Genomic DNA, 25376 nt, shown 5'->3' with positions numbered 1-25376 from the left:
CATGAGCAAGACCGAAGCGGCCCCCGAAACGGCCCCCGAAGAAGCACCGCAGTCGGCGGCCGAACGCAAAGCCGCCGAGCAGGAGCTCGGCGCCGCCGGGTCACAGCTCTCCACGGCCCCGGCCGAGGAACTGTCGAACGGCCCGGTCGGCATCGGCGTGCTCGGCTGGGTGCGCTGGTTCTGGCGCCAGCTGACCTCGATGCGGGTCGCCCTCGTCCTTCTTCTGCTGCTCTCCCTCGGCTCGATCCCCGGCTCGCTGATCCCGCAGACCAATGTGGACGAGCTGAAGGTCGCCGACTTCCAGAAGCGGCACGACACGATCTCGCCGATCTACGAGAAGCTCGGCATGTTCCACGTGTACAGCTCGGTGTGGTTCTCCGCGATCTACATCCTGCTGTTCGTCTCCCTCATCGGCTGCATCGTCCCGCGCACCTGGCAGTTCGTCGGCCAGCTGCGCGGCCGCCCGCCGGGCGCGCCCCGGCTGCTGACCCGGCTGCCCGCGTACACCACCTGGCGCACCGAGGCCGATCCCGAGCAGGTGCGCGAGGCCGCGGCCGCGATGCTGAAGAAGCGCCGCTTCCGTACGCATGTGGTCGGCGACGCGGTCGCGGCGCACCGAGGCCGATCCCGAGCAGGTGCGCGAGGCCGCGGCCGCGATGCTGAAGAAGCGCCGCTTCCGTACGCATGTGGTCGGCGACGCGGTCGCCGCGGAGAAGGGCTACCTCCGCGAGGCCGGGAACCTGATCTTCCATGTGTCGCTGATCCTGATCCTGGTGGCGTTCGCCGTCGGCCAGCTCTTCAAGTCCGAGGGCGGCAAGCTGGTCGTCCAGGGCGACGGGTTCTCCAACACCCTCACCCAGTACGACGACTTCAAGTCCGGCTCGCTGTTCAAGACGGACGACCTCGCGCCGTTCAGCTTCACCCTGGACCGCTTCGACGCCACCTATGAGCGCAGCGGGCCCAACCGCGGCACCGCCCGCGAGTTCGTGGCGCACGTCACCTACTCCGAGGGCGCCGACGGCAAGCCGCAGAAGAAGGCCGTCGAGGTCAACAAGCCGCTGGTGGTCGACGGCTCCAAGGTCTATCTGCTGGCCCACGGCTACGCGCCGAGCGTCACCGTCAAGGACGGCCGGGGCAAGGTCGTCTTCCACGGCGCGGTGCCGCTGCTGCCCATCGACAACAACATCTCCTCCAGCGGCGCGATCAAGGTGTACGACGGCTACACCGACGCCAAGGGCAAGTGGGACCAGCTGGGCTTCGCCGCGTTCTTCGTGCCCACCTACGGCGGCAAGGGCAACGGGACGATGTTCTCCCAGTTCCCGGCGCTGGACTTCCCCGTCCTCAACGTCGGCGCGTACCACGGCAGTCTCGGGGTCAACTCCGGGCTGCCGCAGAACGTGTACCAGCTCGACACCGACAAGATGAAGCCGTTCAAGGACGACCAGGGCAAGGTCCTCAAGAAGACCCTGCTGCCCGGCGAGACACTGGACCTCCCCGAGGGCGCCGGGTCGATCACCTTCGACAAGGACATCAAGCAGTGGGCGAGCTTCCAGATCTCCCAGCAGCCCGGCAACGACCTCGCCCTGACCGGCTCGGTCCTGGCGATCGCGGGCCTGGCCGGGTCGCTGTTCATCCAGCGGCGCCGGGTGTGGGTCCGCGCCGTGACCGGTAAGGACGGCGTCACCGTCGTCGAGATGGCGGGGCTTGGGCGGAGCGAGTCCGCGAAGCTCCCCGAGGAGCTGGCCGATCTCGCGGTCACGCTCATTCCAGAGGCGCCGACCGCGCCTGATCCCGCACCTGAGCCCGCCAAGGACCAGGTGGCAGAACCTGCCGAAGCTGAAGGGGCCGAGAAGTGATCCTCGCCGCCACAACCAACGAGAGCCTGGCGCACACCAGTAACTACCTGATCTATTCGGCGATGGCGGTCTATCTGCTGGCCTTCTTCGCGCACATGGCGGAGTGGATCCTCGGCAGCCGCAGCAAGGTCGCCCGCACCGCGGCCGCCCTCACCGCCGACGCCGCGGGGCAGGACGCCGCGGGCACGGTGAAGGTGCAGGTCGCCAAGAAGGGCGGCGGCACCGCCGTACTGGAGCGCCCCAAGGTCGTCACCCGTTCCGCCTCCGGCAACCGTGACGTGCCGGACGGTCCGGGCGCGGCCGGCGGCGATGTGAAGGGCGACCTCTACGGCCGTATCGCCGTGTCCTTCACCGTCCTCGCGTTCCTCGTCGAGGCCTCCGGGGTGCTCACCCGCGCGCTGTCCGTGCAGCGGGCGCCGTGGGGCAACATGTACGAGTTCAACATCACCTTCTCCACCGTCGCCGTGGGTGTGTACGTCACGCTCCTCGCGCTGAAGAAGAACGTGCGCTGGCTGGGCCTTCCGCTGGTCACCTCGGTCCTGCTCGACCTGGGTCTCGCCGTCACCGTCCTGTACACCGCCAGCGACCAGTTGGTTCCCGCGCTGCACTCGTACTGGCTGTGGATCCACGTCTCCACCGCGATCTTCTGCGGCGCGGTCTTCTACGTCGGCGCCGTCGCCACGCTGCTCTACCTCTTCCGGGACCGCTACGAGGCCAAGCTCGCCGAGGGCGGCAAGCCGGGCAGCTTCGCCACCTCGGTCCTGGAGCGGCTGCCCGCCGCGGCCTCCCTGGACAAGTTCGCGTACCGGATCAACGCGGCGGTCTTCCCGCTCTGGACGTTCACGATCATCGCGGGCGCGATCTGGGCCGGCGACGCGTGGGGCCGCTACTGGGGCTGGGACCCCAAGGAGGTCTGGTCCTTCATCACGTGGGTCGCGTACGCCTGCTATCTGCACGCGCGCGCCACGGCCGGCTGGAAGGGCCGCAAGGCCGCGACGCTGGCGCTGCTGGCCTTCGGTTGCTGGCTCTTCAACTACTACGGCGTCAACATCTTCGTGAACGGCAAGCACTCGTACGCGGGCGTGTAGTCCCCTGGCCACGGCGTGCGCGGGCGCCGCGCGGCCGTTCGGGTGACACTGGTGCCATGACGGATGTGATCCCTCATGGCACCAGTGAGTCCCACGACGGCGCCTGGCTCCTCCGCTACGAGCTCCCGCTGCCCCACCCGCAGGAGCGGGTCTGGGCGGCCGTGGCCACCCCCGAGGGCCTGGGCGGGTGGCTCTGCGCGGCCGACGTCCTGGAGCCCCGGCTGGGCGGCGCGGTGACGTTGCGCTGGCTGAACGCGGGGCCCGAGGGGGTCCACTCCGGCCAGGTCACGGCCTGGGACGTGGACCGGGTCGCCGAGTACACGGTGGACCTGCACGGCCGCGTCCGCTTCCATCTGGAGCCCGCCGGACCCTCGGCGACGGTACTGCGTTTCACCAACGAGTTCCCCGGCGACGACGCACTGCGCCTGGACTGCCTGGCGGGCTGGCACGACCACTTCGAGTTCCTCGCGGACGCCCTGGAGGGCCGCCCGAAGGACTGGTCGACGTGGTCGTCCCAGCGGTGGCAGGAGCTGCGCGACGCGTATGTGAGCGGCTAGCCGACGCGGGCTCAGCGCTCGGGTTCGTCGTCCTTGGGGCGGTTCAGGCTCGCCAGGAAGTCCGGGTTGTCGTCCGGGGCCGTCCAGGCGGGACCCGGCGCCGGGCGGCGCGGGCGGCCCGCGAAGAACCAGGCGACCGGGCCGAGGAGCACCTCGCCGAAGAGCAGGATGATGATGACCCACACCACCTTGGGGAGGCCGCGGACCTCCTCCTCCGGGGTGTTCAGACAGTCGATGAACGCGTAGATCCACAGCGCCAGGACCAGCAGGAACGGCAGATACCTGAGCATGTTCGGAAGGTCCCCCCAGGGAACGGCGGCGGGGCGTCCGGCGGCCCCGGTGACGGGCCCAGGGTAACCGGTGCCCGATACTTGACCCCATGGCTTACGACGATCTTCGCTCGCTCCTGAGGGCGCTGGAGCGCGACGGCGACCTCATCCGCATCAAGGCCGAAGTCGACCCGTACCTGGAGGTCGGGGAGATCGTCGACCGGGTCAACAAGGCGGGCGGCCCCGCGCTTCTCTTCGAGAACGTCAAGGGCGCCGCCATGCCGTTGGCCATGAACGTCTACGGCACGGACCGGCGCCTGCTCAAGGCGCTCGGGCTCGCCTCGTACGAGGAGATCAGCGAGAAGATCGGCGGGCTGCTCAAGCCCGAGCTGCCGCACGGCTTCGTCGGTGTGCGCGAGGCCTTCGGCAAGCTCGGCTCGATGGTCCACGTCCCGCCGAAGAAGGTGAAGGACGCCCCGGTCCAGGAGGTCGTCCTCACCGGCGACGACGTCGACCTCGACCAGCTGCCCGCCCTGTTCACCTGGCCCGAGGACGGCGGCTCCTTCTTCAACCTGGGGCTCACCCACACCAAGCACCCCGAGACGGGCGTGCGCAACCTCGGGCTCTACCGCCTCCAGCGCCACGACAAGCGCACCATCGGTATGCACTGGCAGATCCACAAGGACAGCCGCAACCACTACGCGGTCGCCGCCAAGCGCGGCGAGCGCCTCCCCGTCGCCATCGCCTTCGGCTGCCCGCCCGCCGTCACCTACGCCTCCACCGCGCCGCTCCCGGGCGACATGGACGAGTACATGCTCGCCGGGTTCATCCAGGGCAAGCGCGTCGAGATGGTCGACTGCAAGACCGTGCCGCTCCAGGTCCCGGCCAGCGCCGAGGTCGTCATCGAGGGGTGGCTGGAGCCCGGCGAGATGCTGCCCGAGGGGCCGTTCGGGGACCACACCGGCTTCTACACGCCGCAGGAGCCGTTCCCGGCGCTCACCATCGACTGTGTGACGATGCGCAGGCGCCCGCTGCTCCAGTCCATCGTCGTGGGGCGGCCGCCCACCGAGGACGGGCCGCTGGGGCGCGCCACCGAGCGGTTCTTCCTGCCGCTCCTCAAGGTCATCGTGCCGGACATCGTGGACTACCACCTGCCGGAGTCGGGCGGTTTCCACAACTGCGCGATCGTCTCGATCGAGAAGAAGTACCCCAAGCACGCGCAGAAGGTGATGCACGCGATCTGGGGAGCGCACATGATGTCGCTCACCAAGCTGATCGTGGTCGTCGACGCCGACTGCGACGTCCACGATCTGCACGACGTGTCCTGGCGGGCGCTCGGCAACACCGACTACGCCCGTGACCTCACCGTCGTCGAGGGGCCGGTCGACCACCTCGACCACGCCTCGTACCAGCAGTTCTGGGGCGGCAAGGCGGGGATCGACGCGACCGCGAAGTGGCCCGAGGAGGGCTACACCCGGGACGGCGGCTGGCCGCACATGGTCGAGTCGGACCCGGAGACGGCGGCGAAGGTCGACCGCCGCTGGAAGGAGTACGGCCTCAAGTGAGTGCCTCAGCCGCAGCAGTCCCGCAGCCCGGACGGACCAAGGCGTTCCTTCGCCTGGTCATGATCGAGCACTCGGTCTTCGCGCTGCCCTTCGCCTATATCGCCGCCCTCACCGCGATGTTCCGGCTCGACGAGGAGATCCACTGGGGCAAGCTGCTCCTGGTCACCGTCGCCATGGTGGGGCTGCGGACGTTCGCGATGGCCTGCAACCGGATCATCGACCGCGAGCTCGACGCCCGCAATCCGCGCACCGCCCAGCGCGAACTGGTCACCGGCGCCGTGTCGGTGCGCTCGGCCTGGACCGGCGCGCTGATCGCGCTGGTCGTGTTCCTGGGCGCCGCCGGACTGCTCAACCCGCTCTGTCTGGCCCTCGCCCCCATCGCGGTCATCCCGATGGTGGTGTATCCGTACGGCAAGAGGTTCACCAACTTCCCGCAGGCGATCCTGGGGCTCGCGCAGGCCATGGGGCCCGTCGGCGGCTGGCTCGCGATCACCGGCGAGTGGTCCTGGCACGCGGTGATCCTGGGCCTGGCGGTCGGCATCTGGATCGGCGGCTTCGATCTGATCTACGCCTGCCAGGACGTCGAGTCCGACCGCGAGTGCGGCGTCCTGTCGGTGCCGGCCCGCTTCGGCGTGCCGAACGCGATCCGCGGTGCCCGCGGCTGTCACGCCGTCACCACGGCGCTCCTCGTCTGGTACGCGCTGGCCACCGACGCCGGGGCGTTCTTCTGGATCGGCCTGGTGATCGTGGCGGCGGCGTTCGTCTACGAGCACACGATCGTCAAGCCGCACGACCTGTCGCGCCTCAACCGGGCGTTCTTCACCACGAACGGGTTCATCGGGATCTCGCTCTTCGGCTGCGCGCTCCTCGACCTGCTGGTGCGCGGGCTCTCGGTGTGACGGTTCCCGCCCCCGGGTGGCCGGATAGGCTCGGACACGTGGAGCAGGTGAACGTACACAGTCAGCGAGAGGCGGGGCGGCCCCGCACGCCCTGGGTCGTCGGCGTCTCCGGCGCTTCGGGGACGCCGTACGCGGCGGCCGTGCTGCGCGGGCTGCTGGCGGCGGGCGAGAGCGTCGACCTGGTCGTCTCGCGTGCCTCGCGGCTCACGCTGCTCGACGAGACGGGGATCGCCTTCCGTGACGCGCACTGGCGCGAGGACCTCGCGAAGTGGCTGGCGCGGGGGGCGGACGGGAAGCCCGGGACCTTCGACGTGGACGGGGCTTCACTCGAAGGCGTAAGGCACTGGAGCGCCGGGGACCTCGGCGCCGGGCCGTCGTCCGGCTCGTATCCGGTCAAGGGGATGCTGATCGTGCCCGCCAGCACGGCCTGTGTGGCCGGGGTGGCGCTGGGGCTTTCGAAGGACCTGCTGCAGCGGGCGGCGAGCGTGACGCTCAAGGAGCGGCGCCGGCTGGTGGTCGCGGTGCGGGAGACCCCGCTGAACGGGCAGACGCTCCGCCACCTGGTGGCGCTGGACGAGGCGGGCGCCGTGGTGCTGCCCTCGTCGACGTTGTTCCACAGCCGGGCGCCGCGCACCACGTTGCCCGTACCGCTGCCCTCCTTGATCGCGAGCCCGTCCGCGCTCTCGCCGTTCTTGCGGGGGTCACGGTTGTCGTAGCTGTCGAGGTCGAGGATCTGGTTGTCGCCCGAGGCGCCCTGCAACTGGAATCCGGACTCGTAGTTGTCGTGGGTGCTCAGCCGCGAGAAGACGTTGTGACCGCAGCCGTCGCAGTAGTAGCCGTACGGGCCGTGGACGATCTCCAGGCCGGAGATCCGCCAGTAGGAGGCCTCCTGGTGGATCGCGCCGCGTTCGGCGCGCGGGATGCTGCCGCCGACCGGGGTGTGGCTGGCGGGCAGCCGCTCGCCGTCGATGACGACCCGCTCCCCCGGATACGCGCCGAGGACGATCGGCTTCGACGCCTGGCCCGAGGTGGTGATGGTGATGTTGTCGTCCAGGGCGTACGTCCCTGCCCGCACCGCGATGCTGTCGCCGGGGCGTGCCCGGTCCACGGCCTTCTGGATGGTCCTCAGCGGCCGGGCGAGGGTGCCGGGCGCGGAGTCGTCGCCGTTCGTGGCCACGACGATGCCCGGTGCGGCAGCCACCGCACCGGATGCCGTGCCGGGTGCCGCCACGGTGGCCGCGACCGTCAGCGCGGCCCCCAGTACGGCGCTCGTGATCCTGCCTGTGCCGGGCATCCGGCCTCCCGTGTTGTGTGAGGGGTGGTACCGCCGCCCGGCGTGGTCCGCGCCGGGCGGCGGTGGGGAACCGGCCGTGGAATACGGTCAGTTGTAGGTGATGTCGGAGGCCGAGTAGCGGCAGTACGTGCCGTCCGGTCCGCTGCCGAGCACCTTGGGCTCGGTTCCCGTGTTGTTGCCTTCGTAGCGCACGCACGGCTTGATCTTCTTGCTGCTGTCGCCGTGGATACGGACGCTGCGCAGGGTGGCGCTGTCGCCGTAGTTGCTGTTGATGCCGACGAGCGCCTTGCCGGGGGCGGTCGCGTCCACGTTGTCCACGACCACCTTGCGCTTGTACTGCGTGGAGCAGTTGCCGCAGCTGCGGACGAGCTTGCCGAAGTCGGCGACCTGGAACCCGCCGGTCACGGTCAGGGTGCCGGCGCCGTTGAACTGGAAGACCTTGTCCGAGGCCTTCTTCGCGCCACCGCCCTCCACCCGGTAGACGGCGGAGGCGGACTTGCCCTTGAAGCTGGCCGCGTCCTCGCCGACGTCCTCCCACCAGACGTTCTTGAGCGTGCAGGTGCCCAGGCAGTGGATACCGTCGGCGCCGGGCGCACCGATGACGACGTTGGACAGGACGGCCCCGTCCTTGAGCTGGAACAACGGGGACTGGTTCTCGTTCTGGCCGCCGTCGCCGAGGTCGCCGCTGCCGTAGAAGCGCTGCATCTTTCCGTCGTACACGCCCGAGACCTCGATGGTCGCCGGAACGGGCTTGCTCTTGGTGGGGGTCGGCCAGGCGGCCGTGGTGGTGGCCGCGTTGGCCGTTCCCGTGAGTGAGCCCGCGAGGATCGCGGTACCGGCCAGGGCGAAGGCCGCGGCTCCCGCCGCGAAAGCGCGGCGGTGCGTACGCGAGCGGGCCGGTGCTGATGAAGCCATGTCTCGTCTCCTTGTGCTCCTGCTGGACCTGCTGGACCCCTGCTTGGACCTGCGGCCGTCAGAGCTTTCCGGCTCCGGCTCCCGCGGTCACCGAAGCGACGACGGACGAGGCGGGCTCGGCGGTGTAGGTGTAGGGCGCGGTGGTGAGGGAGCCCGTACGGGAGACCTCCAGGGCGGCGCCGCCGAGGTCGTTGCCCCGCAGGTTGGCATAGCCGTCGGTGCCGCTGTCGCGGTTGGTGGTCACGGCGACCTTCGTCGAGCGGAAGACGTTGTTCTCGACGAGCATCTGGGCACCCATCCGGGAGTGCACGGCGGTGTCGGCTCCTTCGACGTAGTTGTCGTAGAAGTGGCCGGTGCCGAACCGCAGGCTGGGAACGCGCGAGTTGACGTTGCTGAAGTGGTTGTGGTGATACGTCACCCGCAGCTGCCCGGTGTCCTCGGAGGCGTTCTTGTCGCTGTGCCCGACGAGCGAGCCCTTGTAGTGGTCCTTGAAGGTGTTCCAGGAGACGGTGACGTGGTCCGAGCCGTGGGTGATGTCGACGAGCCCGTCGTAGTGGTCCTTGCCGTGGTCGCGGTCCGAGGAGAAGGTGTTGTGGTCGATCCACACCTTCGTCGACTTCTGCACGGTGATGCCGTCGGCCGGGGCCACGGGCTTGCTGATGTTCAGGTTGCGGATGACGACGTTGGTCTCCTGCTTCACCCGCAGGCCGCCACCGGTGAACCCGGAGGCCGAACCGACGCCCAGGACCGTGGTGTTGGAGCCGACGTCGATCTGTCCGCTGAGCGGGATCAGCCCACTCACCTTGACGACCTTGGCGCTGTCGCCGGTGACGGCGGTCTTGAAGGCGGCGAGGGTGGAGACGGTGACCGGGGCGGTGCTGCCGCCGCCCGTGGTGCCGGCGCCGAAGCCGACGGGAGCGGTGTCGGCGGCGACGAGGGGCGCGCCGACGGCGCCCGCCGACTGGGGCAGCCCGGCCAGTGCCGTGGCGGCGACGGCGGTCGCGGCGAGCAGAAGGGTGCGGCGGCGCTTGTGGGGGGCGTGAGTGCGCATGCGGATGGGTCCCTTCGGATCGGGATGTGGCGCATCGGTTCGGGCGATGGGGGATGAGCCCGACGGTTCAGCGTGTGGAACAGTGTTCTACTACCTGACTCGCTCTGATCGCGGCCATGCACGGCAACTGCCGCTACCTCGGCGCGTGCTGCACGGGCGAGCAATCGGGGGTCACACTGATGAATGGAACGTAGATGGTAAGCGCTTTCTCGTCAACGCCCCGGGCGGTTCGGATGTCACGGCGTCAGATCCGTTGACGCGCAACGGAATCGGCTCTACTTTCATCGCGTCGTACCTGATGCGTCATATATGAGACGCGCTACGTGACAGTCGAGAGGCGCGCATGACCTCTGTGCCCACACCCATCCCCTCGCGGACCCAGTTCGTCCTGGAAGCCGTCAAGCACCGTATCCTCACCGGCCAGTTGGCCCCCGGCCAGGCCCTCGTCGAGGTCGAACTCGCCACGCACTACGGGGTGTCCAAGACCCCCGTGCGCGAGGCGCTCAAGACGCTGGCCGGCACCGGGCTCGTCGTGATGAACCAGTACAAGGGCGTCACGGTACGCATGGTGGACGCGGACATGGCGCGCGAGGTGTACGACGTGCGGCTGCTCCTCGAACCCGAGGCGCTGCGCCGTACCGTGCGCGGTACGGCGGACCTGGACGCCGCACGCGAGGCGCTGGAGCGCGCCGACCGCGCGGCGGACACCGCCGAACGCTCCCTGGCCAACCGGGAGTTCCACCGGGCGCTGTACCTGCCGTGCGGCAATCCGCTGCTCGCGCGGATGCTGGACGAGGTGCGCGACCAGGCGGCCCTGGTCTCCGCGGTCGCCTGGGCGGCCGACCCGTCGTGGGAGCGGGAGGCCGCCGAGCACCGGGAGATCCTGCGTCTCGCCCTGGCCGGCGACGCGGACGGCGCCTCCCGCGCCCTGCACGCCCACATCGCGTCCTTCGTCGAGCGGGCCTTCCCCCAGGCGCAGGGGGAGGACGGTTCGCTGTGACGACGACGTACGAGGCCATGCGCGCCGCCCTGGCCGATGTCGTGGCCATCCCGGTGACCCCGTTCGCCGAGGACGGCTCCATCGACCGTGACACACACCGCGCCCTGTTGCGCAGGCTGCTCGACGGCGGTGTGCGGACGCTGACGCCGAACGGGAACACCGGCGAGTTCTACGCGCTGACACCCCAAGAACGCGATGCCGTCGTCGAGTCGACCGTCTCGGAGGCTGCCGGCCGAGCGGCGATCGTCGTCGGTGTCGGGCACGATGTGCCGACCGCCATCGGCGCCGCCCGGCACGCGCGGGAGGCGGGCGCCGACATGCTGATGGTCCATCAGCCCGTACATCCCTATGTCGCGGCGGGCGGCTGGGTCGACTACCACCGGGCCATCGCCGAGGCCGTCCCGGAGCTGGGCGTCGTCCCGTACATCCGTAACGCGGGCCTGGCGGGCAGGCACTTGGCGGCGCTCGGCGAGGTGTGCCCGAACGTGATCGGGGTGAAGTACGCGGTGCCGGACGCGGCGCGGTTCGCCGCCTTCGCCCGCGATTCCGGCCTGGAGCGCTTCGTGTGGGTGGCCGGTCTCGCCGAACCGTACGCGCCTTCGTACTTCTCCGCAGGGGCGACCGGATTCACCTCCGGCCTGGTCAACGTCGCACCCAAAGTGTCCCTGGCCATGCTCGAAGCACTGCGGTCGGGCGACCATCCGGCCGCCATGCGGGTGTGGGAGCAGATCCGCCGCTTCGAGGAACTGCGTGCCGCCGACTCCTCCGCCAACAACGTGACCGTGGTCAAGGAGGCCCTGGCCGTCCTCGGTCTGTGCCGGCGCGATGTGCGCTCCCCCAGCAGACCGCTGGACGCGGCCGGGCGCGAGGAGGTCGCCGCCATCGTCGAGGGGTGGGGCGCGGTCGCGGGGTGGGGCATATGAGCCCGGCCCAGTCACCGAGCCCCGGGGAGCCGCGCCGCCGCGCTCCCGAGGAACTGCGCAGCCACCAGTGGTACGGCACCGACGGCCTGCGCTCCTTCAGCCACCGCGCCCGCACCCGCCAGCTCGGCTATCTGCCCGAGGAGCACCTGGGCAAGCCGGTCATCGCGATCCTCAACACCTGGTCCGACATCAACCCCTGCCACGTCCATCTGCGCGACCGCGCCCAGGCCGTCAAGCGGGGGGTGTGGCAGGCAGGGGGCTTCCCCCTGGAATTCCCGGTCTCCACGCTGTCCGAGACCTTCCAGAAGCCCACCCCGATGCTCTACCGCAACCTCCTCGCGATGGAGACCGAGGAACTGCTGCGCTCGTATCCGGTGGACGGGGCCGTGCTGATGGGCGGCTGCGACAAGTCGACGCCCGCGCTGCTCATGGGTGCGACCTCCGTCGACCTGCCCGCCGTGTTCGTGCCCGCGGGGCCGATGCTGCCCGGCCACTGGCGGGGCCAGGTCCTGGGCTCCGGCACGGACATGTGGAAGTACTGGGACGACAAACGGGCCGGGCTGATCGGCGACTGCGAACTGGCCGGCCTGGAGAACGGCCTGGCCCGCTCCCCCGGCCACTGCATGACGATGGGCACCGCCTCCACGCTCACCGCGGCGGCCGAGGCCCTCGGGGTGACGGTTCCCGGCGCCTCCTCCATCCCCGCCGTCGCCTCCGAGCACGACCGCATGGCAGCGGCTTCGGGGCTGCGGATCGTCCAACTGGTCCACGAGGAGCGGACGTTGTCCGCGATCCTCACCGAGGACGCCTTCCTGGACGCGGTGACCACGGTCCTCGCACTCGGCGGTTCCACCAACGCCGTCATCCATCTGATCGCGATGGCCCGGCGGGCGGGCGTCGAGCTGACGCTCGACGACTTCGACCGCATCGCCCGGACCGTTCCGGTGCTCGCCAACGTGCGGCCCGGCGGCGACACCTACCTCATGGAGGACTTCCACTTCGCGGGCGGGCTGCCCGGGCTGCTCTCCCGGATCACCGACCTGCTCCACCTGGAGCGGCCGACCGTCGCGCACGACACCCTGCGCGAGCAGCTCGCCACGGCCGAGGTCCACCACGACGACGTGATCCGGCCCCGCGCCGAACCGGTCGCGGCCGAGGGCGGGCTCGCGGTGCTGCGCGGCAATCTGTGTCCGGACGGCGCCGTCATCAAGCACATCGCCTGTGAGCAGCGCCTGCTCCGGCACACCGGTCCTGCGGTCGTCTTCGACGACTACCGCCTGCTCCAGCGCACGATCAACGACCCCTCGCTCGGCATCACCGCCGACAGTGTCCTGGTCCTGCGCGGCGCCGGCCCCAAGGGCGGTCCCGGCATGCCGGAGTACGGGATGCTGCCGATCCCCGACCATCTGCTCAAGCAGGGCGTGCGGGACATGGTGCGGATCTCGGACGCCCGTATGAGCGGTACCTCGTACGGCGCGTGCGTGCTGCACATCGCACCCGAGTCGCATGTGGGCGGCCCGCTCGCCCTGGTCCGCACCGGCGACCTCATCACCCTCGACGTCCCGGCCCGCGGTCTCCATCTCCACGTGGCGGACGAGGAGTTGGCGCGCCGACGGGCCGAGTGGACGCCGCCGCCCGCCCGGTTCGAGCGGGGGTACGGAGCCCTGTACACCGAGCAGATCACCCAGGCCGACACCGGATGCGACTTCGCCTTCCTCGCCCGGCCCGGCACGGTGCCGGACCCGTACGCCGGCTGACCCGCACACCCCTCTTTTTTTGTTCGATATTTCGAACAATGTGCGGCAAGCGCTTGCCCCGCACGTTCCCGATCGGAGACCCGTCATGGCCCAAGCCGCCGCCGTGGCCAAGCCGCCACCCAAGCGGTCCGGCAGCCCCCGCCGCACCGGAGCCACCCCACGCACACTGCCCTATCTGCTCATCGCGCCGGCCGCCCTGCTGATGCTGGGCTTCATCGCCTACCCCGTCCTCAGCGTCTTCTACTACAGCCTCCAGCACTTCAACCCCGCCAAACCCTGGCGCAACGGCTTCGCGGGCTTCGACAACTTCACCAAGGCGTTCACCGAGGACCCGGAGTTCTGGCACACCCTCGGGTTCAGCCTCCAGTGGGTCGTCGTCCAAGTCGTCCTGCAACTGCTGCTCGGCCTGGGCCTCGCGCTGATCGTCAACCAGACGTTCGTCGGCCGCGCCCTCGCCCGCGCCCTCGTCTTCTCCCCGTGGGCGGTCTCGGGCGTGCTCACCTCGTCCATCTGGATGCTCATCTACAACTCCCAGACAGGCATCACCCGTTACCTCGCGGACGCGGGAGTCGGCACCTACGGAACGTCCTGGCTCTCCGACACCTCCACCGTCTTCCCGGCCGTGGTCACCGCCGAGCTCTGGCGCGGGGTGCCCTTCTTCGCGATCCTCATCCTGGCCGACCTCCAGTCCGTGTCGAAGGATCTGTACGAGGCCGCCGAGGTCGACGGCGCCGGCCGGCTACGGCAGTTCTTCCACATCACGCTGCCGCACCTCAAGGACGCCATCATCCTCTCCACGCTGCTGCGGGCGGTATGGGAGTTCAACAACGTGGACCTGCTGTACACGCTCACCGGCGGCGGCCCCGCGGGCGAGACCACCACGCTGCCGCTGCGCATCGCCTCCATCGCCGTCGACTCGCACGACTTCGGCTACGCCTCCGCACTGACCTCCATCGCCTTCGTGATCCTCCTGTTCTTCTCGATGGTCTATCTGCGGCTCAGCAAGTTCGGAGGGCAGGAGAAGTGATCACCGAGGAAGCCGGGACACGGGCCACCACCCCCACGGCCCCGCCCCCGCCCGTACCCCCGTCCGCCGCCAGGACGTCAAGCCGTCGAAGCGCCGCGCCTGGGACGAGGTGCCCCGCTGGCAGATATACCTCCCGCTGGGCCTCTACCTCCTCTTCACCCTCGTGCCCTTCTACTGGATGCTGCTCTTCGCGTTCCGGCCCACCGGCTCCACCTCGCTGGCGCCGTGGCCGCTCACCCTTGAGCACTTCGACAAGGTCTGGAACCAGCGCAGCTTCGCGCTCTTCTTCAAGAACAGCCTGATCGTCGGGCTCCTTTCGATGCTGCTGACCACGGTCGTGGCGCTCGCCGGGGGCTACGCCCTCGCCCGCTTCGACTTCAGGATCAAGCGCGCGTTCATGCTGGCGCTGCTGTGCTCGCAGTTCATCCCGGGCGCGCTGATGCTGGTACCGCTGTTCCAGATCTTCGCCGACCTGCGGATGATCAACTCACTGGGCAGCGTCATCATCGCCGAGGCCGTCTTCCAGCTCCCGCTCTCCATGATCCTGATCAGCGGATTCATCAAGAACGTGCCGTACTCACTGGAGGAGGCCGCCTGGGTGGACGGCTGCGGACGCTTCCGCGCCTTCTGCGCGGTGGTCCTCCCACTGCTGCGCCCCGGCCTGATAGCCGTCGGCTCCTTCGCCTTCGTCCACAGCTGGAACCACTTCCTCTTCGCGCTGATGTTCCTCAGCAACCAGGACAAGCAGACGATCCCGGTCGGCCTGGCCACCTTGATGGGCGCCGACAGCGTCGACCTCGGAGCGCTCGCCGCAGGCGGTGTCATCTCGGCCCTCCCCGTCGTCCTGGTCTTCGCCTTCATCCAGAAGTGGCTGGTCACCGGCTTCAGCGCAGGGGCGGTGAAGGGATGAGCCCCCGCCACGAACCGGTCCCCGTCGTCCTCGCGGGTGCGCGCGGCCACGGGCGTCAGCACCTGGAGAACATCCGCCGACTCGCGCGCGGCGGCCGGGTACGCCTCGCCGGAGTCTGCGAGCTCACTCCGCTGAGCCCCGCCGAACTCGACGGCTTCGGCACTCCCGAGCAGTCCACCGACCTCGCGGATCTGCTCGACTCCACGGGCGCCCGCGTCGCGGTCCTCAGCACACCCATACACACCCACACCGACCTGGCAGTCACCGCCGCAGAGCGCGGAGTACACCTCCTCCTGGAGAAACCGCCCGCCCCTTCGTACGCGGAGTTCCAGCGGACGGCCGACGCGGTCGCCGCGACGGGCACCGCCGCGCAGATCGGCTTCCAGTCACTGGGCTCGCACGCGATCGAGGCGATACGCGACCTGATGGCGGGCGGCGCGATCGGCGACCTTCTCGGCATCGGCGCGGCGGGCGCATGGGCCCGCGACGAGGCGTACTTCCGCCGTGCGCCCTGGGCCGGGCGCCGCCGCCTGAACGGCACCGATGTCGTCGACGGCGTCCTGACCAACCCCCTGGCGCACGCCGTCGCCACCGCACTCGCCCTGGACGGCTCGACCCGCGCCGCGGACGTCGGGACGATCCGCACGGAGTTGTTCCGCGCCCATGACATCGAGGCCGACGACACCTCGTACGTCGGCATCACCACGACGTCGGGGCGCCGGATCACCGTCGCCGCGACCCTGTGCGCCGAGCGTCCCGGCGAGCCGTACGTCGTCGCGCACGGCAGCCGGGGCCGCATCACCTTCTGGTACAAGCAGGACCGCGTCCTGGTGCAACGGGCAGGCCACGGCCCCTCGGAGTCCTTCCACGGCCGCACCGACCTCCTCGACAACCTCCTCGACCACCTGGAAGGCCGCGCCGCGCTCCTGGTCCCCCCGGAGTCGACCGGCGCCTTCATGAAGGTCGTCGAAGCGATTCGCACCGCGCCCGATCCGGTTGTCCTGCCGCCCCAGGCGTGGAGCCACGCGACGAGGGAGGAGGGTGCCGTGCGCCGCGTCGTCCACGGCATCGACGGTCTCATCACCGCGTCCGCCGACACCCTCAACAGCTACAGCGGCCTCGGAGCCTTCTGGGCTGCCGCCACGGCAGGCGCGCACGCGAACAGCGGGGCGAGGACCTCATGAACCCCTGTACCGCCGAAGGGCATTCCTCCCCCTCGTCGCTGACGCTGCGCTGCGCCGGGCACCCCGTGGCGCACTACACCGTCCACCCGGAGTGCGAGCCGCGCCTGTCGCCGCGCCCTTTCCTCCACCCGGTCACCACCCTCGCGGGCACCCCCGTCACCGAACACCGGCCCACCGACCACCCGCACCACCTCGGTGTGTCGGTCGCCGTACCGGACGTCGAGGGGCACAACTTCTGGGGCGGCCGCACCTTTGTACGCGGCCAGGGCCCCACCGAGCTCGACAACCACGGCGTCCAACGCCACGAGAGCTTCGTGGTGCGCGGCCCCGACGGCTTCGTGGAGGAGCTCGGGTGGCGAGCAGGCGAGCGCGAACTGCTGCGCGAACGCCGTACGGTCTCGGTGACCGGTCTCTCCCCCACCGCATGGGCACTGGACTTCACGCTCTGCCTCACCAACCTCTCCCCCACCACCGTCACCCTCGGCAGTCCGGCGACCAACGGCCGCCCGGGCGCCGGCTACGGGGGCTTCTTCTGGCGCGCGCCCAGGGGGCAGGGGGCTCCCGAGGTGTGCACGCCGGACGCCGTCGGCGAAGCCGCCGCGCACGGCTCGCCCGCCGAGTGGCTGGCGCTGGTGGGAGAGGAGTGGACCCTCGTCTTCGCGGGCGCCACCGCCGAGACCCGGCGCGACCCCTGGTTCGTGCGCGCCGCCGAGTATCCGGGCGTCGGTTCGTCCCTCGCGGCGGCCCGCCGGCTCGCCATCGCACCCGGCGCGTCCCTCGTACGGCGTGTGGTCACGGTCGTCGCGGACGGACGGCTGCGTCCGCGCGAGGCGCAGGCCCTTGCCCTGAAGGCGGTGAAGGGATGACCCCGCGAGCGACGACCTATCGCAATCCGGTCCTCGACGCCGACTGGTCCGACCCGGACGTCGTCCGCGTCGGCGACGACTTCTACCTCACCGCCTCCAGCTTCGGCCGCGCACCGGGTCTTCCGCTGCTGCACTCGCGCGACCTGGTCAGCTGGAGGCTCATCGGACACGCCCTGGACCGGCTCGTGCCCGAAGAGGCGTTCGCCGTGCCCCGGCACGACTGCGGGGTGTGGGCGCCGTCGATCCGCCACCACGACGGCCTGTTCTGGATCTTCTGGGGCGACCCCGATCACGGGATCTACCAGGCCAACGCCCTTGACATCAGAGGCCCTTGGAGCAGTCCGCACCTCGTCAAGGCGGGCAAGGGGCTCATCGACCCGTGCCCTTTGTGGGACGAGGACACCGGCGAGGCGTACCTCGTGCATGCCTGGGCGAAGTCGCGCTCCGGCATCAAGAACCGGCTCACCGGCCACCGGATGAGCCCGGACGGAGCCGAACTCCTCGACGAGGGCCATGTACTGGTCGAGGGCGACCGGATCCCGGGCTGGTTCACGATCGAGGGCCCCAAGGTGTACCGGCACGACGGCTGGTTCTGGATCTTCGCCCCCGCCGGGGGTGTGGAGAGCGGCTGGCAGGGCGTCTTCCGCTCACGCTCGTTCCTGGGCCCCTACGAGCACCGGGTCGTCCTCGAACAGGGGGACACACCGGTCAACGGGCCGCACCAGGGCGGCTGGGTCCGCACCGCCTCCGGCGAGGACTGGTTCCTGCACTTCCAGCAGCGCGGAGCGTACGGCCGGGTCGTCCATCTCCAGCCGGTGCGCTGGGACGACACCGGCTGGCCGGTGATCGGCGCCAGCGGAACACCCGTACGCGTCCACACCACACCCGACCTGCCCGCGCAGCCGCCGTCCGCGCCTGCCACCGACGACCTGTTCCCCGGCGGCCGGTTCGGACTCCAGTGGCAGTGGACCGCCAACCCCCAGCCCGGCTGGGCGGTCAGCCACACACGGGACGGGCTCCGGCTGACCTGTGTGCGCTCGCCGGACGTACGTGATCTACGGCTTCTGCCGCACCTGCTCACCCAGCGCCTTCCGCTGTCGTGCCGCACCGTGGACGTGGACCTCCAGCTCGACGCCACCACGCCGGGTTCCCGGGCCGGGCTCGCGGTCCTCGGTGACGCCTACACCTGGATCGGTCTGGAGCGCGGCGCCGACGGCTCGACCCACCTCGTGCACCGGTTCGCCGAACCGGCCACCGGGCAGGAGCGCGACGCGACGCACCCGCGCCCGGCGCCGTCCGCCTCGGCCCGGTTGCGTATCGAGGTCACCGCCGGGGCGCGCTGCCGCCTGTACGCGGACACCGGCGACGGATTCCGGCCCTCGGGCCAGGTCTTCGCCGCCACACCCTGGCGCTGGGTGGGTGCCCTGCTCTGCCTGTTCGCCGGAGCACCCCCCGGCAGGAGGTCCGCCGGGACGGCCCTGTTCCGGCACTTCCGGGTCAGCGACTGACCCCGCCCCGACAGCTCACCCCCGCAAGCACACCCCACCCCGTACGCCCGTTGGGAGCCACCATGCATCACCCCCGAAGCGCGCACAGCCGTACCAAATCCATGAGCGACAGCACGCGCCGCAGCAGAGGCCGTCACGCGGCCACCGCCTTCGCCCTGGCCGCCGCCCTCGCCCTGACCGCCTCCGCCTGCGGTGACGACGGCGGCGGCACCAGCGGCGGCAAGGGCGAGGAGGGCAGCGGAAAGGGCGAGATCACCTTCTGGGACAACAACACGGCCGTCCGCCGGGACATCTGGATGCAGATCATCAAGGACTTCGAGAAGAAGTACCCGGACATCAAGGTCAACTACGTCGGCATTCCCGCCGCCTCCGTCCAGTCCAAGTACGACACCGCCATCCAGGGCGGCGGACTGCCCGACGTGGGCGGGGTCGGCGCGGCCATGCTGGCGGGGATCGTGGGCCAGAACGCGCTGGAGCCGGTGGGCGACCGTGTCGCGACCAGCCCGGCCCTCAACGGCAAGCTCAACACGGGCATGGTCGAGTCGGTGAAGGCGGCGGGCGGCAAGAAGGACCTGTACACCGTTCCGACTTCCGCCAGCAACGGCGTGCTGTACTACCGCACCGACCTCTTCCAGGAGGCGGGCCTTGCCGCGCCCACCACTTGGTCGAAGTTCTACGAGGCGGCCGCCAGGCTCACCGACAGCGGCAGGAACCAGTTCGGCTACACCATCCGCGGCGGTGCCGGTTCCCTCGCCCAGGCGCTGGACGCGATGTACGGCCAGAGCGGCATCACCTCGTTCTGGGACGCGTCCCGCACGACGACAACAGTCAACGACGCCAAGAACGTCGAGGCGTTGGAGAAGTACGCGGCCCTCTACAAGAAGGCCACCCCCTCGGCCGACGTGAACAACGACTTCACCAAGATGGTCGCCCAGTGGGACAGCGGCCGGATCGGCATGCTCAACCACAACCTCGGCTCCTACAAGGACCATGTAAAGGCGCTCGGCACCGAGAAGTTCCGCGGTCTGCCCAACCCGACGACGGACAGCGGCACCCGGGTTCAGGTGTCCAACCCCGTCGACGGGCTCGGTCTGTTCAGGACGAGCAAGAGCAAGAAGGCTGCCTGGACGTTCATCGAGTTCGCCGCGTCGCACGAGTCCAACAGCAAGTGGAACGAGTCGGCGGGCGCCATCCCCGCCAACACCGATGCCGCCAAGGATCCGTGGATCCAGAAGGCGGAGCCGACCCGTCTCGCCGCCGAGGCCCTCACCAGTGGCAGCACCACGATCGTGCAGCTGCCGTACTACCTGCCCGACTGGAACACCATCTCCAAGACCGCCAACGAGCCGGCCTTCCAGAAGGTCCTGCTCGGCAAGACGTCCGCGAAGGACTTCCTCGACTCGCTGGCCGACCAGCTCAACAAGGCGCAGGCCGAGTGGAAGAAGCAGAACCAGTGACGGCCGCCGCCGCCCTCGACCGTCGCGGCGCGCTGGCCGCCGCAGGCGCCCTCGCCCTCGCCGCGGCCACCGGCCCCGCCGCCCACGCGACCCCGGGAGTCCCCCGCCGTATGCGCACCCTGCACATCGCCGGAGACTCCACGGCCGCACAGAAATACGCCGACGCGGCCCCGGAGACCGGCTGGGGCATGGCTCTTCCCTTCTTCCTCCACCAAGGCCTCCACGTGGCCAACCACGCGGTCAACGGCCGGAGTTCGAAGAGTTTCCTCGACGAGGGACGTCTCGCCGCGATCCTCAAGTTGATCGAGCCGGGCGACTTCCTGCTCGTCCAGTTCGGCCACAACGACGAGAAGAAGAACGACCCGGCGCGCTACACCGAGCCCTGGTCCACCTACCGGACCTGTCTGCGGCAGTACGTGGACGGGGCGCGGGCGCACGGAGCCCGGCCGGTGCTGCTCACCTCCGTGGAGCGGCGGAAGTTCGCCGCCGACGGCACCGCGCTGCCCACGCACGGCGAGTACCCGGCAGCGATGCGGGCCCTCGCCGGGCAGACGGGCACACCTCTGCTCGACATCCAGGCCCTGTCGCTGGCGCTGTGGCAGCGGCTCGGGGCCGAGGAGACGAAGAAGTACTTCAACTGGACCGCCACGGAGCAGGACAACACCCACTTCAATCCGCCGGGCGCGATCGCCGTGGCGCGGCAGGTGGCCCGGCGGCTTCGCGATCAGCGACTGCTCGCGCCCCGCGACCTGCGGCGCCTGGACGACACGATCCCCGAGTCCTGGATCACCTGGCCCGCGGCCCCCTGACCCTTACCGCTCTGTGAGGAGAACCGCATGACGCACACGTACACGAGGAAGGCCCACCGGGCAGCAGCGACGGCCGCATGCGCGGCGCTGGTGCTCGCGCTGACGTCCACCGTGGGCTCCGCCCACGCCCGGAGCCATGACCTGGGCCGTGAGTCCCTGCCCCCGGGCGACGGCTGGGGGTCGACCGGCTCCGGCACCACCGGCGGCGCGCGGGCGGATGCCGCGCACGTCTACACCGTCACCACCTGGGCCGAGCTGAAGGCCGCGCTCCGGAAGGGCGGCGACACCCCGAAGATCATCAAGGTCAAGGGCACGCTCGACGCCACCGCCTCCGGGTGCGCGGCCTTCGCCGCCGAGGGCTACGACTTCGCCCGGTACCTCGCCGACTACGACCCCGCGGTCTGGGGCCACGACAAGCAGGTCAGCGGGGTACAGGAGGACTTGCGCGCCGCCTCGGCCGCGCGCCAGAAGCCGGCGATCACGGCAGAGGTCCCGTCCCACACCACCCTCATCGGCGTGGGCGGGAACGCGGGCATTGTCGGCGGCAGCCTCCAGATCAAGGGCGCCGACAACGTCATCGTCCGCAACCTGACACTGGAGAGCCCCCTCGACTGCTTCCCGCAGTGGGACCCCACCGACGACAACAGGACCGGCGCCTGGAACTCCGAGTACGACAGCGCCGTCGTCCACGGCTCCACGCACATATGGATGGACCACAACACGTTCACCGACGGCGCCCACCCCGACAGCACCCTGCCCTCCTACTTCGGCAAGATCTACGAACAGCACGACGGCGAGCTGGACATCGTCAAGGGCGCCGACCGCGTGACGGTCTCCTGGAACGCGTTCAAGGACCACGACAAGACGCTGATGATCGGCAACAGCGACGGTGCCACCGGCGACGCGGGCAGACTGAAGGTCACGCTCCACCACAACCTCTTCGCCGGGATCGTCGAGCGCGCCCCGCGCGTCCGCTTCGGCCAGGTCGACGCGTACAACAACCTGTACACCGTCACCGGAGAGCAGAAATACCAGTACGCCTTCGGCATCGGCCACCAGTCCCAGCTCGTCGCGGAGAAGAACGCGTTCACGCTTCCGGCCGGGGTGTCCGCCGCGAACATCCTCAAGAAGTGGAGCGACGCACCGGTCACCGCGACCGGCAACTACGTCAACGGCCACAGCGTCGACCTGGTCGCCGTCCACAACGCGGAGATGCCCGGCGAGGCACTCCGCTCCGGCGCCGGGTGGACACCCGCACTGCGTACCCGGGTGGACGACCCGCGCGCCCTGCCCGGCCTGGTCGGCAGGCGGGCGGGCGCGGGAGGGGCCGGCTGAGCCCCTGCCGGGCATGAGGGCCCCGGTCCGTCCCTGCGGGGCGGGCAGGACGGACCGGGGCCACGGAGCTGTCGGCTATTCGAGCAGCTCCGCGTACGCGCCCATGGCCATCGCGATGTCGGCCTGGGCCCAGAACCGGTGGTAGGTGAAGACCGGGGCGGCGCCGCCCGCGAGATAGGTCTCGATCTTCGACCAGGCCGGGTCGTTCTTGTAGAAGGAGCGCAGCGAGGTGAAGGTCGACGCCGGGTCGATCCTGTCCCCGTTGGGCATGGTCCCGCTCCAGCCGCTCGGTATGTACACCGGGTCGGCGAACCGCTTGTAGTCCGTACGGGTCTCGGGCACCGCGATGCCCAGCGCGTCCTGGCTGTGGTCCCACATACCGTCGATGAGCTTCTTGGCCATCGACTTCGCCGCCGTGTTGCCGGACTTGGCGCCGTAGTAGGTGAGGGTCTTGGCGTAGGCGGCGGCGACGCCCACGTCGTCGGTGTAGTCGGCGACGGTGACGTGCAGGCCCGCATTGGCCCCGGGGGAGGCCGAGCTCCAGGTGTCGGGCTTGCCGGACCACTGGAGGGTGGCCGGGATGCGATAGGTGCCGTCCGGGTTGACGGTGGTCTTGGACAGCGCCCAGCCCACCCACTTGTCGAGCACCGCCTTGGCGGCGGTGTCACCGCTCTGCTGGTAGTACTCGGCGACCCGCTCCATCGACCAGGCCTGGAACCCGAACCACTGGTTGGAGGGCGGGTCGTGGTAGACGGGGGCCTCGTCGTAGTACATGCCGTAGAAGGTGGGTGTACCGGCGGGCGGCGTCGCGTACCGGCCCTGCCAGCTGTTGGTAGCTCCGCCCGCGATGGCGCCCTCGTCGGACTGCAGCCAGCGGTAGAACTCCAGCTGCCGCTTGAGGCTGGTGCCCCAGTCGGCCGAGCCGGTGGCCGACTTGGGCTTCAGATCGGCGTACGAGCTGAGCGCCCAGGCGGCGAGGGGGTTCTGGTAGCCGCCGTGCACATGGCTGGATCCGATGCGCCAGGCCCAGCCCGCCGAGGCGTCGGTGGCGCCGCCCCAGGCGTAGTACCAGGACAGGAGATAGCTGGAGCTGTTCTTGCCGCTGCCGGCCGGGCAGGTCGTCGGCCCGACGCAGTTGCCCTGCTGCTTGAAGTACTTGTCGTACATCGAGTACCGCAGATAGTCACCCATCTTCGCCGCCTTGGCGACGGTCGCGGTCACCTGGCCGCCCCTGCCCTGCTGCTTGGCCCATACATCCGCCCAGTAGGCGGCCTGCACGGCACGCGCGTCGGCGTCGGGGGCGTCGGTGTACTTCCACTGCTTCGCGTACGAGGCGTCCTTGGTGAACAGGTCCAGGTACCCGTTCTTCCCCCCGTACTTGAAGGTGTCGCAGGTGGGCTGGGGAACGGTTTCCCAGACGGACTCCTGGGGGCCGCGCTGGAAGGTGTTGATGTACGAGGGCCCGGACGCGGTCGGCCCGGCCTCACAGGTGCCGGGCCCGTTGCCGTACCCGTACACGTTGTCGACATCCTCCAGCCAGTGCATGCCGTAGATGTCGTCGGTGCCGTAGGCGCTCTTCAGCTCACCCGCGATGGGGTCGTTCCCGACCGGGACGGACGGGTCGAGCTGCGCCGGGTACTGGGACGGAAGGTCTCCCTCGGGCGCGTACGTGGCCGGTTTCGAGGCGTTGTAGAAGGAGTTGGTGGGCTGGTCGGCATGGGTGGGGATCATGAACTTCTCCATGATGTCCCAGGCACCGTTGAACTTGGACCAGTCGCCGCTGACCTTGCCGTACATGGCCTGCAGCCAGATCAGATAGCTGTACGCCTCCGAAGTCGTCTCGTGCCCCTGGTCGGGCGCCTCGACGATCAGCGTCTCCACCGAGTGGTACGGGATGCCCTTGGGCGAGAAGTAGCCGTTCGCCGGGTCGGTGATCTTCCCGTAGAGGGCGAGGAAGCGTGCGTCATACGTCTTGGACGCGGCCAGTTCGGTAGCGGTGACCTCGGCCTTGGCGTGACCGGGGGCGGTGGCCGCGAAGACGGCCGCGCCGGTGCCGGTCGCGTCGGCGGTGACCGTCGCCTGCTGGGCGGTGTTCCAGTTCGACGGGGTGAAGAGCAGGCTCGCGCCGGACGTGAGGGAGAGCCCCGTGTTACCGGAGGCACGGGCGACGCTCACGGTCACGTTGGCGGTCGGCTGGGTGGACAGTTTGACGCCGAATGTCGCCGACTTGCCCTGCTGGACGGAGAGTTGGCCGGGCGAGGCGACGACGGCGGGTCCGCTGGTGACGTGGATGCCGACGGGAGCGGACTCGGCCGAGGCGCCCAGGCTGTCGTACGCCTTGGCATACACCGAGTAGTCGCCCGGGGTGAGCCCGGTCGCGGAGAACGCGTAGGGCGCGGTGGCGTCCGTGCCGAGCAGGGTGGTGTCGCTGTAGAACTCGACCTTGCCGATCGACGCCCCGTCCGCGGCGGCCGCCGTCGCGGCGAGCGGCACCGGGTCGCCCACCGTGTAGGTGGCCCCCGCCGCCGGGCTGGTCAGCACGGTGATCGGGGGTTGGTGGGCGCCCGTGCAGGCTGTGCCGTTGAGGGCGAACGCGGTGGGCGCGGTATTGGTGCCGCTGTAGGTGAACTGACCGCCGGCGGTGACGGCGCCACCGGCGGCGATGGTCTTGTTCCAGTCGGCGGCCTTGACCGTGACGGTCTTCGCGGACTGCGTCCAGGTGCCGTTCCAGCCGTTGGTCAACTGCTGGTTGCCCGCGTAGGCGTACGTCAGTGTCCAGCCGTCGATGGCGGCGGAGCCCCGGTTGGTCACCGTGATGTCGGCGGTGAAACCGGAGCCCCAGTCGTTGGTCTTGTAGTCGACACCGCACTGGACGGAGGCGGCGTGAGCTGCGGGAACAGCTCCGGCGGCGATCGCCCCGAGGGGCAGCGAGAGTGCGGTGGCGTAGGTGAGGAGCAGGCGGCGCAGACCTCGCCTGCGTCTGGTGCGCGAGGGCATGTGGGGGTCACTCCAAGCGGCTCGGTGACGGGGGCGCGGTGCTGTGCGCGAGCTTTGAACCTGTGGGAGCGCTCCCAAACTGCATGAGGCAGGGAGGGGCTGTCAAGGG

At 70.1% G+C, this 25376-nt stretch carries 19 protein-coding genes and 3 pseudogenes; 17 read left to right on the top strand and 5 right to left on the bottom strand.

What is annotated here, in order from left to right; genetic code table 11:
* Nucleotide 1 precedes the first annotated feature (1 nt).
* The 3 genes and pseudogenes from resB (at nucleotide 2) to A8W25_RS13565 (ending at nucleotide 3501) form a co-directional block, all read left to right on the top strand.
* A pseudogene (gene resB, locus A8W25_RS13575) lies at nucleotides 2–1856 on the top strand (cytochrome c biogenesis protein ResB).
* Nucleotides 1853–2944 carry a c-type cytochrome biogenesis protein CcsB gene (gene ccsB, locus A8W25_RS13570; RefSeq protein WP_067160333.1) on the top strand — a complete coding sequence of 364 codons (1092 nt, stop codon included), beginning with the start codon at nucleotides 1853–1855 and terminating at the stop codon, nucleotides 2942–2944. Before resB ends, ccsB begins: the two are co-directional and overlap by 4 nt.
* Before the next feature lie 56 nt (nucleotides 2945–3000).
* On the top strand, nucleotides 3001–3501 hold the full coding sequence (locus A8W25_RS13565; RefSeq protein WP_067160330.1) for an SRPBCC domain-containing protein: 501 nt from the start codon (nucleotides 3001–3003) through the stop codon (nucleotides 3499–3501).
* Nucleotides 3502–3512: 11 nt separating this feature from the next.
* On the opposite strand, the gene A8W25_RS13560 is transcribed toward A8W25_RS13565, so the two are convergent.
* On the bottom strand, nucleotides 3513–3791 hold the full coding sequence (locus A8W25_RS13560; RefSeq protein ID WP_067160327.1) for a PLD nuclease N-terminal domain-containing protein: 279 nt from the start codon (nucleotides 3789–3791) through the stop codon (nucleotides 3513–3515).
* An 89-nt stretch (nucleotides 3792–3880) separates the two neighbouring features.
* Between A8W25_RS13560 and A8W25_RS13555 the strand changes: the two genes are divergently transcribed.
* From A8W25_RS13555 to A8W25_RS32310, 3 genes and pseudogenes are all read left to right on the top strand, one after another.
* Nucleotides 3881–5335: a menaquinone biosynthesis decarboxylase gene (locus tag A8W25_RS13555; protein WP_067160325.1), complete on the top strand. Its 1455-nt coding sequence runs from the start codon at nucleotides 3881–3883 to the stop codon at nucleotides 5333–5335.
* On the top strand, nucleotides 5332–6234 hold the full coding sequence (gene mqnP / locus A8W25_RS13550; protein ID WP_067160322.1) for a menaquinone biosynthesis prenyltransferase MqnP: 903 nt from the start codon (nucleotides 5332–5334) through the stop codon (nucleotides 6232–6234). The genes A8W25_RS13555 and mqnP overlap by 4 nt, the downstream gene beginning before the upstream one ends.
* Nucleotides 6235–6281: 47 nt before the next feature.
* Nucleotides 6282–6860: pseudogene (locus A8W25_RS32310) on the top strand (flavoprotein); the annotation flags it as partial.
* Here A8W25_RS32310 and A8W25_RS33410 read toward each other — a convergent pair.
* The 3 genes and pseudogenes from A8W25_RS33410 to A8W25_RS13535 all read right to left on the bottom strand — a co-directional run.
* Nucleotides 6830–7528: pseudogene (locus tag A8W25_RS33410) on the bottom strand (right-handed parallel beta-helix repeat-containing protein); the annotation flags it as partial. The pseudogenes A8W25_RS32310 and A8W25_RS33410 sit on opposite strands and share 31 nt — an antisense overlap.
* Nucleotides 7529–7615: 87 nt before the next feature.
* Entirely contained in the window at nucleotides 7616–8443 is an 828-nt protein-coding gene (locus tag A8W25_RS13540; protein ID WP_067160320.1) for a pectate lyase, read from the bottom strand.
* Nucleotides 8444–8501: 58 nt separating this feature from the next.
* On the bottom strand, nucleotides 8502–9494 hold the full coding sequence (locus tag A8W25_RS13535) for a pectate lyase family protein (RefSeq protein ID WP_067160317.1): 993 nt from the start codon (nucleotides 9492–9494) through the stop codon (nucleotides 8502–8504).
* A gap of 343 nt (nucleotides 9495–9837) precedes the next feature.
* Between A8W25_RS13535 and A8W25_RS13530 the strand changes: the two genes are divergently transcribed.
* The 11 genes from A8W25_RS13530 to A8W25_RS13480 all read left to right on the top strand — a co-directional run bounded on the left by A8W25_RS13530 (nucleotide 9838) and on the right by A8W25_RS13480 (nucleotide 22270).
* Complete coding sequence (locus tag A8W25_RS13530; RefSeq protein ID WP_107470667.1) at nucleotides 9838–10494, top strand: GntR family transcriptional regulator; 657 nt, start codon at nucleotides 9838–9840, stop codon at nucleotides 10492–10494.
* A complete protein-coding gene (locus tag A8W25_RS13525; RefSeq protein ID WP_067160314.1) occupies nucleotides 10491–11417 on the top strand; it encodes a dihydrodipicolinate synthase family protein in 927 nt (308 codons plus the stop codon). The genes A8W25_RS13530 and A8W25_RS13525 overlap by 4 nt, the downstream gene beginning before the upstream one ends.
* A complete protein-coding gene (gene araD / locus A8W25_RS13520) occupies nucleotides 11414–13174 on the top strand; it encodes an L-arabinonate dehydratase (RefSeq protein WP_067160311.1) in 1761 nt (586 codons plus the stop codon). The genes A8W25_RS13525 and araD overlap by 4 nt, the downstream gene beginning before the upstream one ends.
* Nucleotides 13175–13259: 85 nt before the next feature.
* Nucleotides 13260–14201, top strand: a complete 942-nt coding sequence (locus A8W25_RS13515) for a carbohydrate ABC transporter permease (RefSeq protein WP_067160308.1) — start codon at nucleotides 13260–13262, stop codon at nucleotides 14199–14201.
* A gap of 109 nt (nucleotides 14202–14310) precedes the next feature.
* Nucleotides 14311–15111 (top strand): carbohydrate ABC transporter permease, encoded by an 801-nt coding sequence (locus A8W25_RS13510; RefSeq protein WP_234386420.1) that lies wholly within the window; start codon nucleotides 14311–14313, stop codon nucleotides 15109–15111.
* Entirely contained in the window at nucleotides 15108–16295 is a 1188-nt protein-coding gene (locus A8W25_RS13505) for a Gfo/Idh/MocA family protein (RefSeq protein WP_067160305.1), read from the top strand. Before A8W25_RS13510 ends, A8W25_RS13505 begins: the two co-directional genes overlap by 4 nt.
* Nucleotides 16292–17161, top strand: coding sequence for a PmoA family protein (locus A8W25_RS13500; protein WP_067160302.1), 870 nt, complete (start codon nucleotides 16292–16294; stop codon nucleotides 17159–17161). Before A8W25_RS13505 ends, A8W25_RS13500 begins: the two co-directional genes overlap by 4 nt.
* A complete protein-coding gene (locus A8W25_RS13495) occupies nucleotides 17158–18669 on the top strand; it encodes a glycoside hydrolase 43 family protein (protein ID WP_067160300.1) in 1512 nt (503 codons plus the stop codon). Before A8W25_RS13500 ends, A8W25_RS13495 begins: the two co-directional genes overlap by 4 nt.
* Nucleotides 18670–18770: 101 nt before the next feature.
* The gene (locus tag A8W25_RS13490) at nucleotides 18771–20126 is read left to right on the top strand and encodes an ABC transporter substrate-binding protein (protein ID WP_067160297.1); all 1356 of its coding nucleotides are present in this window, start codon (nucleotides 18771–18773) and stop codon (nucleotides 20124–20126) included.
* Nucleotides 20123–20935, top strand: coding sequence for a rhamnogalacturonan acetylesterase (locus A8W25_RS13485; RefSeq protein WP_067160294.1), 813 nt, complete (start codon nucleotides 20123–20125; stop codon nucleotides 20933–20935). Before A8W25_RS13490 ends, A8W25_RS13485 begins: the two co-directional genes overlap by 4 nt.
* 27 nt (nucleotides 20936–20962) lie before the next feature.
* On the top strand, nucleotides 20963–22270 hold the full coding sequence (locus tag A8W25_RS13480) for a pectate lyase family protein (RefSeq protein ID WP_067160291.1): 1308 nt from the start codon (nucleotides 20963–20965) through the stop codon (nucleotides 22268–22270).
* A gap of 75 nt (nucleotides 22271–22345) precedes the next feature.
* Here A8W25_RS13480 and A8W25_RS13475 read toward each other — a convergent pair whose 3' ends face one another.
* Complete coding sequence (locus tag A8W25_RS13475) at nucleotides 22346–25267, bottom strand: glycoside hydrolase family 48 protein (RefSeq protein WP_067160288.1); 2922 nt, start codon at nucleotides 25265–25267, stop codon at nucleotides 22346–22348.
* Nucleotides 25268–25376: the final 109 nt, after the last annotated feature.

Origin of the sequence: Streptomyces sp. ERV7 (assembly GCF_001653515.1) — a bacterium.
Classification (GTDB): domain Bacteria; phylum Actinomycetota; class Actinomycetes; order Streptomycetales; family Streptomycetaceae; genus Streptomyces.
This window is presented reverse-complemented; position numbering and strand designations above follow the sequence as displayed.

Coding starts and splice junctions, on each gene's coding strand:
- A8W25_RS13505 (WP_067160305.1), top strand. CDS start 15,108: ATGAGCCCCCGCCACGAACCGGTCCCCGTCGTCCTCGCGGGTGCGCGC.
- A8W25_RS13490 (WP_067160297.1), top strand. CDS start 18,771: ATGAGCGACAGCACGCGCCGCAGCAGAGGCCGTCACGCGGCCACCGCC.
- araD (WP_067160311.1), top strand. CDS start 11,414: ATGAGCCCGGCCCAGTCACCGAGCCCCGGGGAGCCGCGCCGCCGCGCT.
- A8W25_RS13495 (WP_067160300.1), top strand. CDS start 17,158: ATGACCCCGCGAGCGACGACCTATCGCAATCCGGTCCTCGACGCCGAC.
- A8W25_RS13540 (WP_067160320.1), bottom strand. CDS start 8,443: ATGGCTTCATCAGCACCGGCCCGCTCGCGTACGCACCGCCGCGCTTTC.
- A8W25_RS13565 (WP_067160330.1), top strand. CDS start 3,001: ATGACGGATGTGATCCCTCATGGCACCAGTGAGTCCCACGACGGCGCC.
- A8W25_RS13475 (WP_067160288.1), bottom strand. CDS start 25,267: ATGCCCTCGCGCACCAGACGCAGGCGAGGTCTGCGCCGCCTGCTCCTC.
- A8W25_RS13530 (WP_107470667.1), top strand. CDS start 9,838: ATGACCTCTGTGCCCACACCCATCCCCTCGCGGACCCAGTTCGTCCTG.
- A8W25_RS13535 (WP_067160317.1), bottom strand. CDS start 9,494: ATGCGCACTCACGCCCCCCACAAGCGCCGCCGCACCCTTCTGCTCGCC.
- A8W25_RS13500 (WP_067160302.1), top strand. CDS start 16,292: ATGAACCCCTGTACCGCCGAAGGGCATTCCTCCCCCTCGTCGCTGACG.
- A8W25_RS13480 (WP_067160291.1), top strand. CDS start 20,963: ATGACGCACACGTACACGAGGAAGGCCCACCGGGCAGCAGCGACGGCC.
- A8W25_RS13555 (WP_067160325.1), top strand. CDS start 3,881: ATGGCTTACGACGATCTTCGCTCGCTCCTGAGGGCGCTGGAGCGCGAC.
- A8W25_RS13515 (WP_067160308.1), top strand. CDS start 13,260: ATGGCCCAAGCCGCCGCCGTGGCCAAGCCGCCACCCAAGCGGTCCGGC.
- A8W25_RS13560 (WP_067160327.1), bottom strand. CDS start 3,791: ATGCTCAGGTATCTGCCGTTCCTGCTGGTCCTGGCGCTGTGGATCTAC.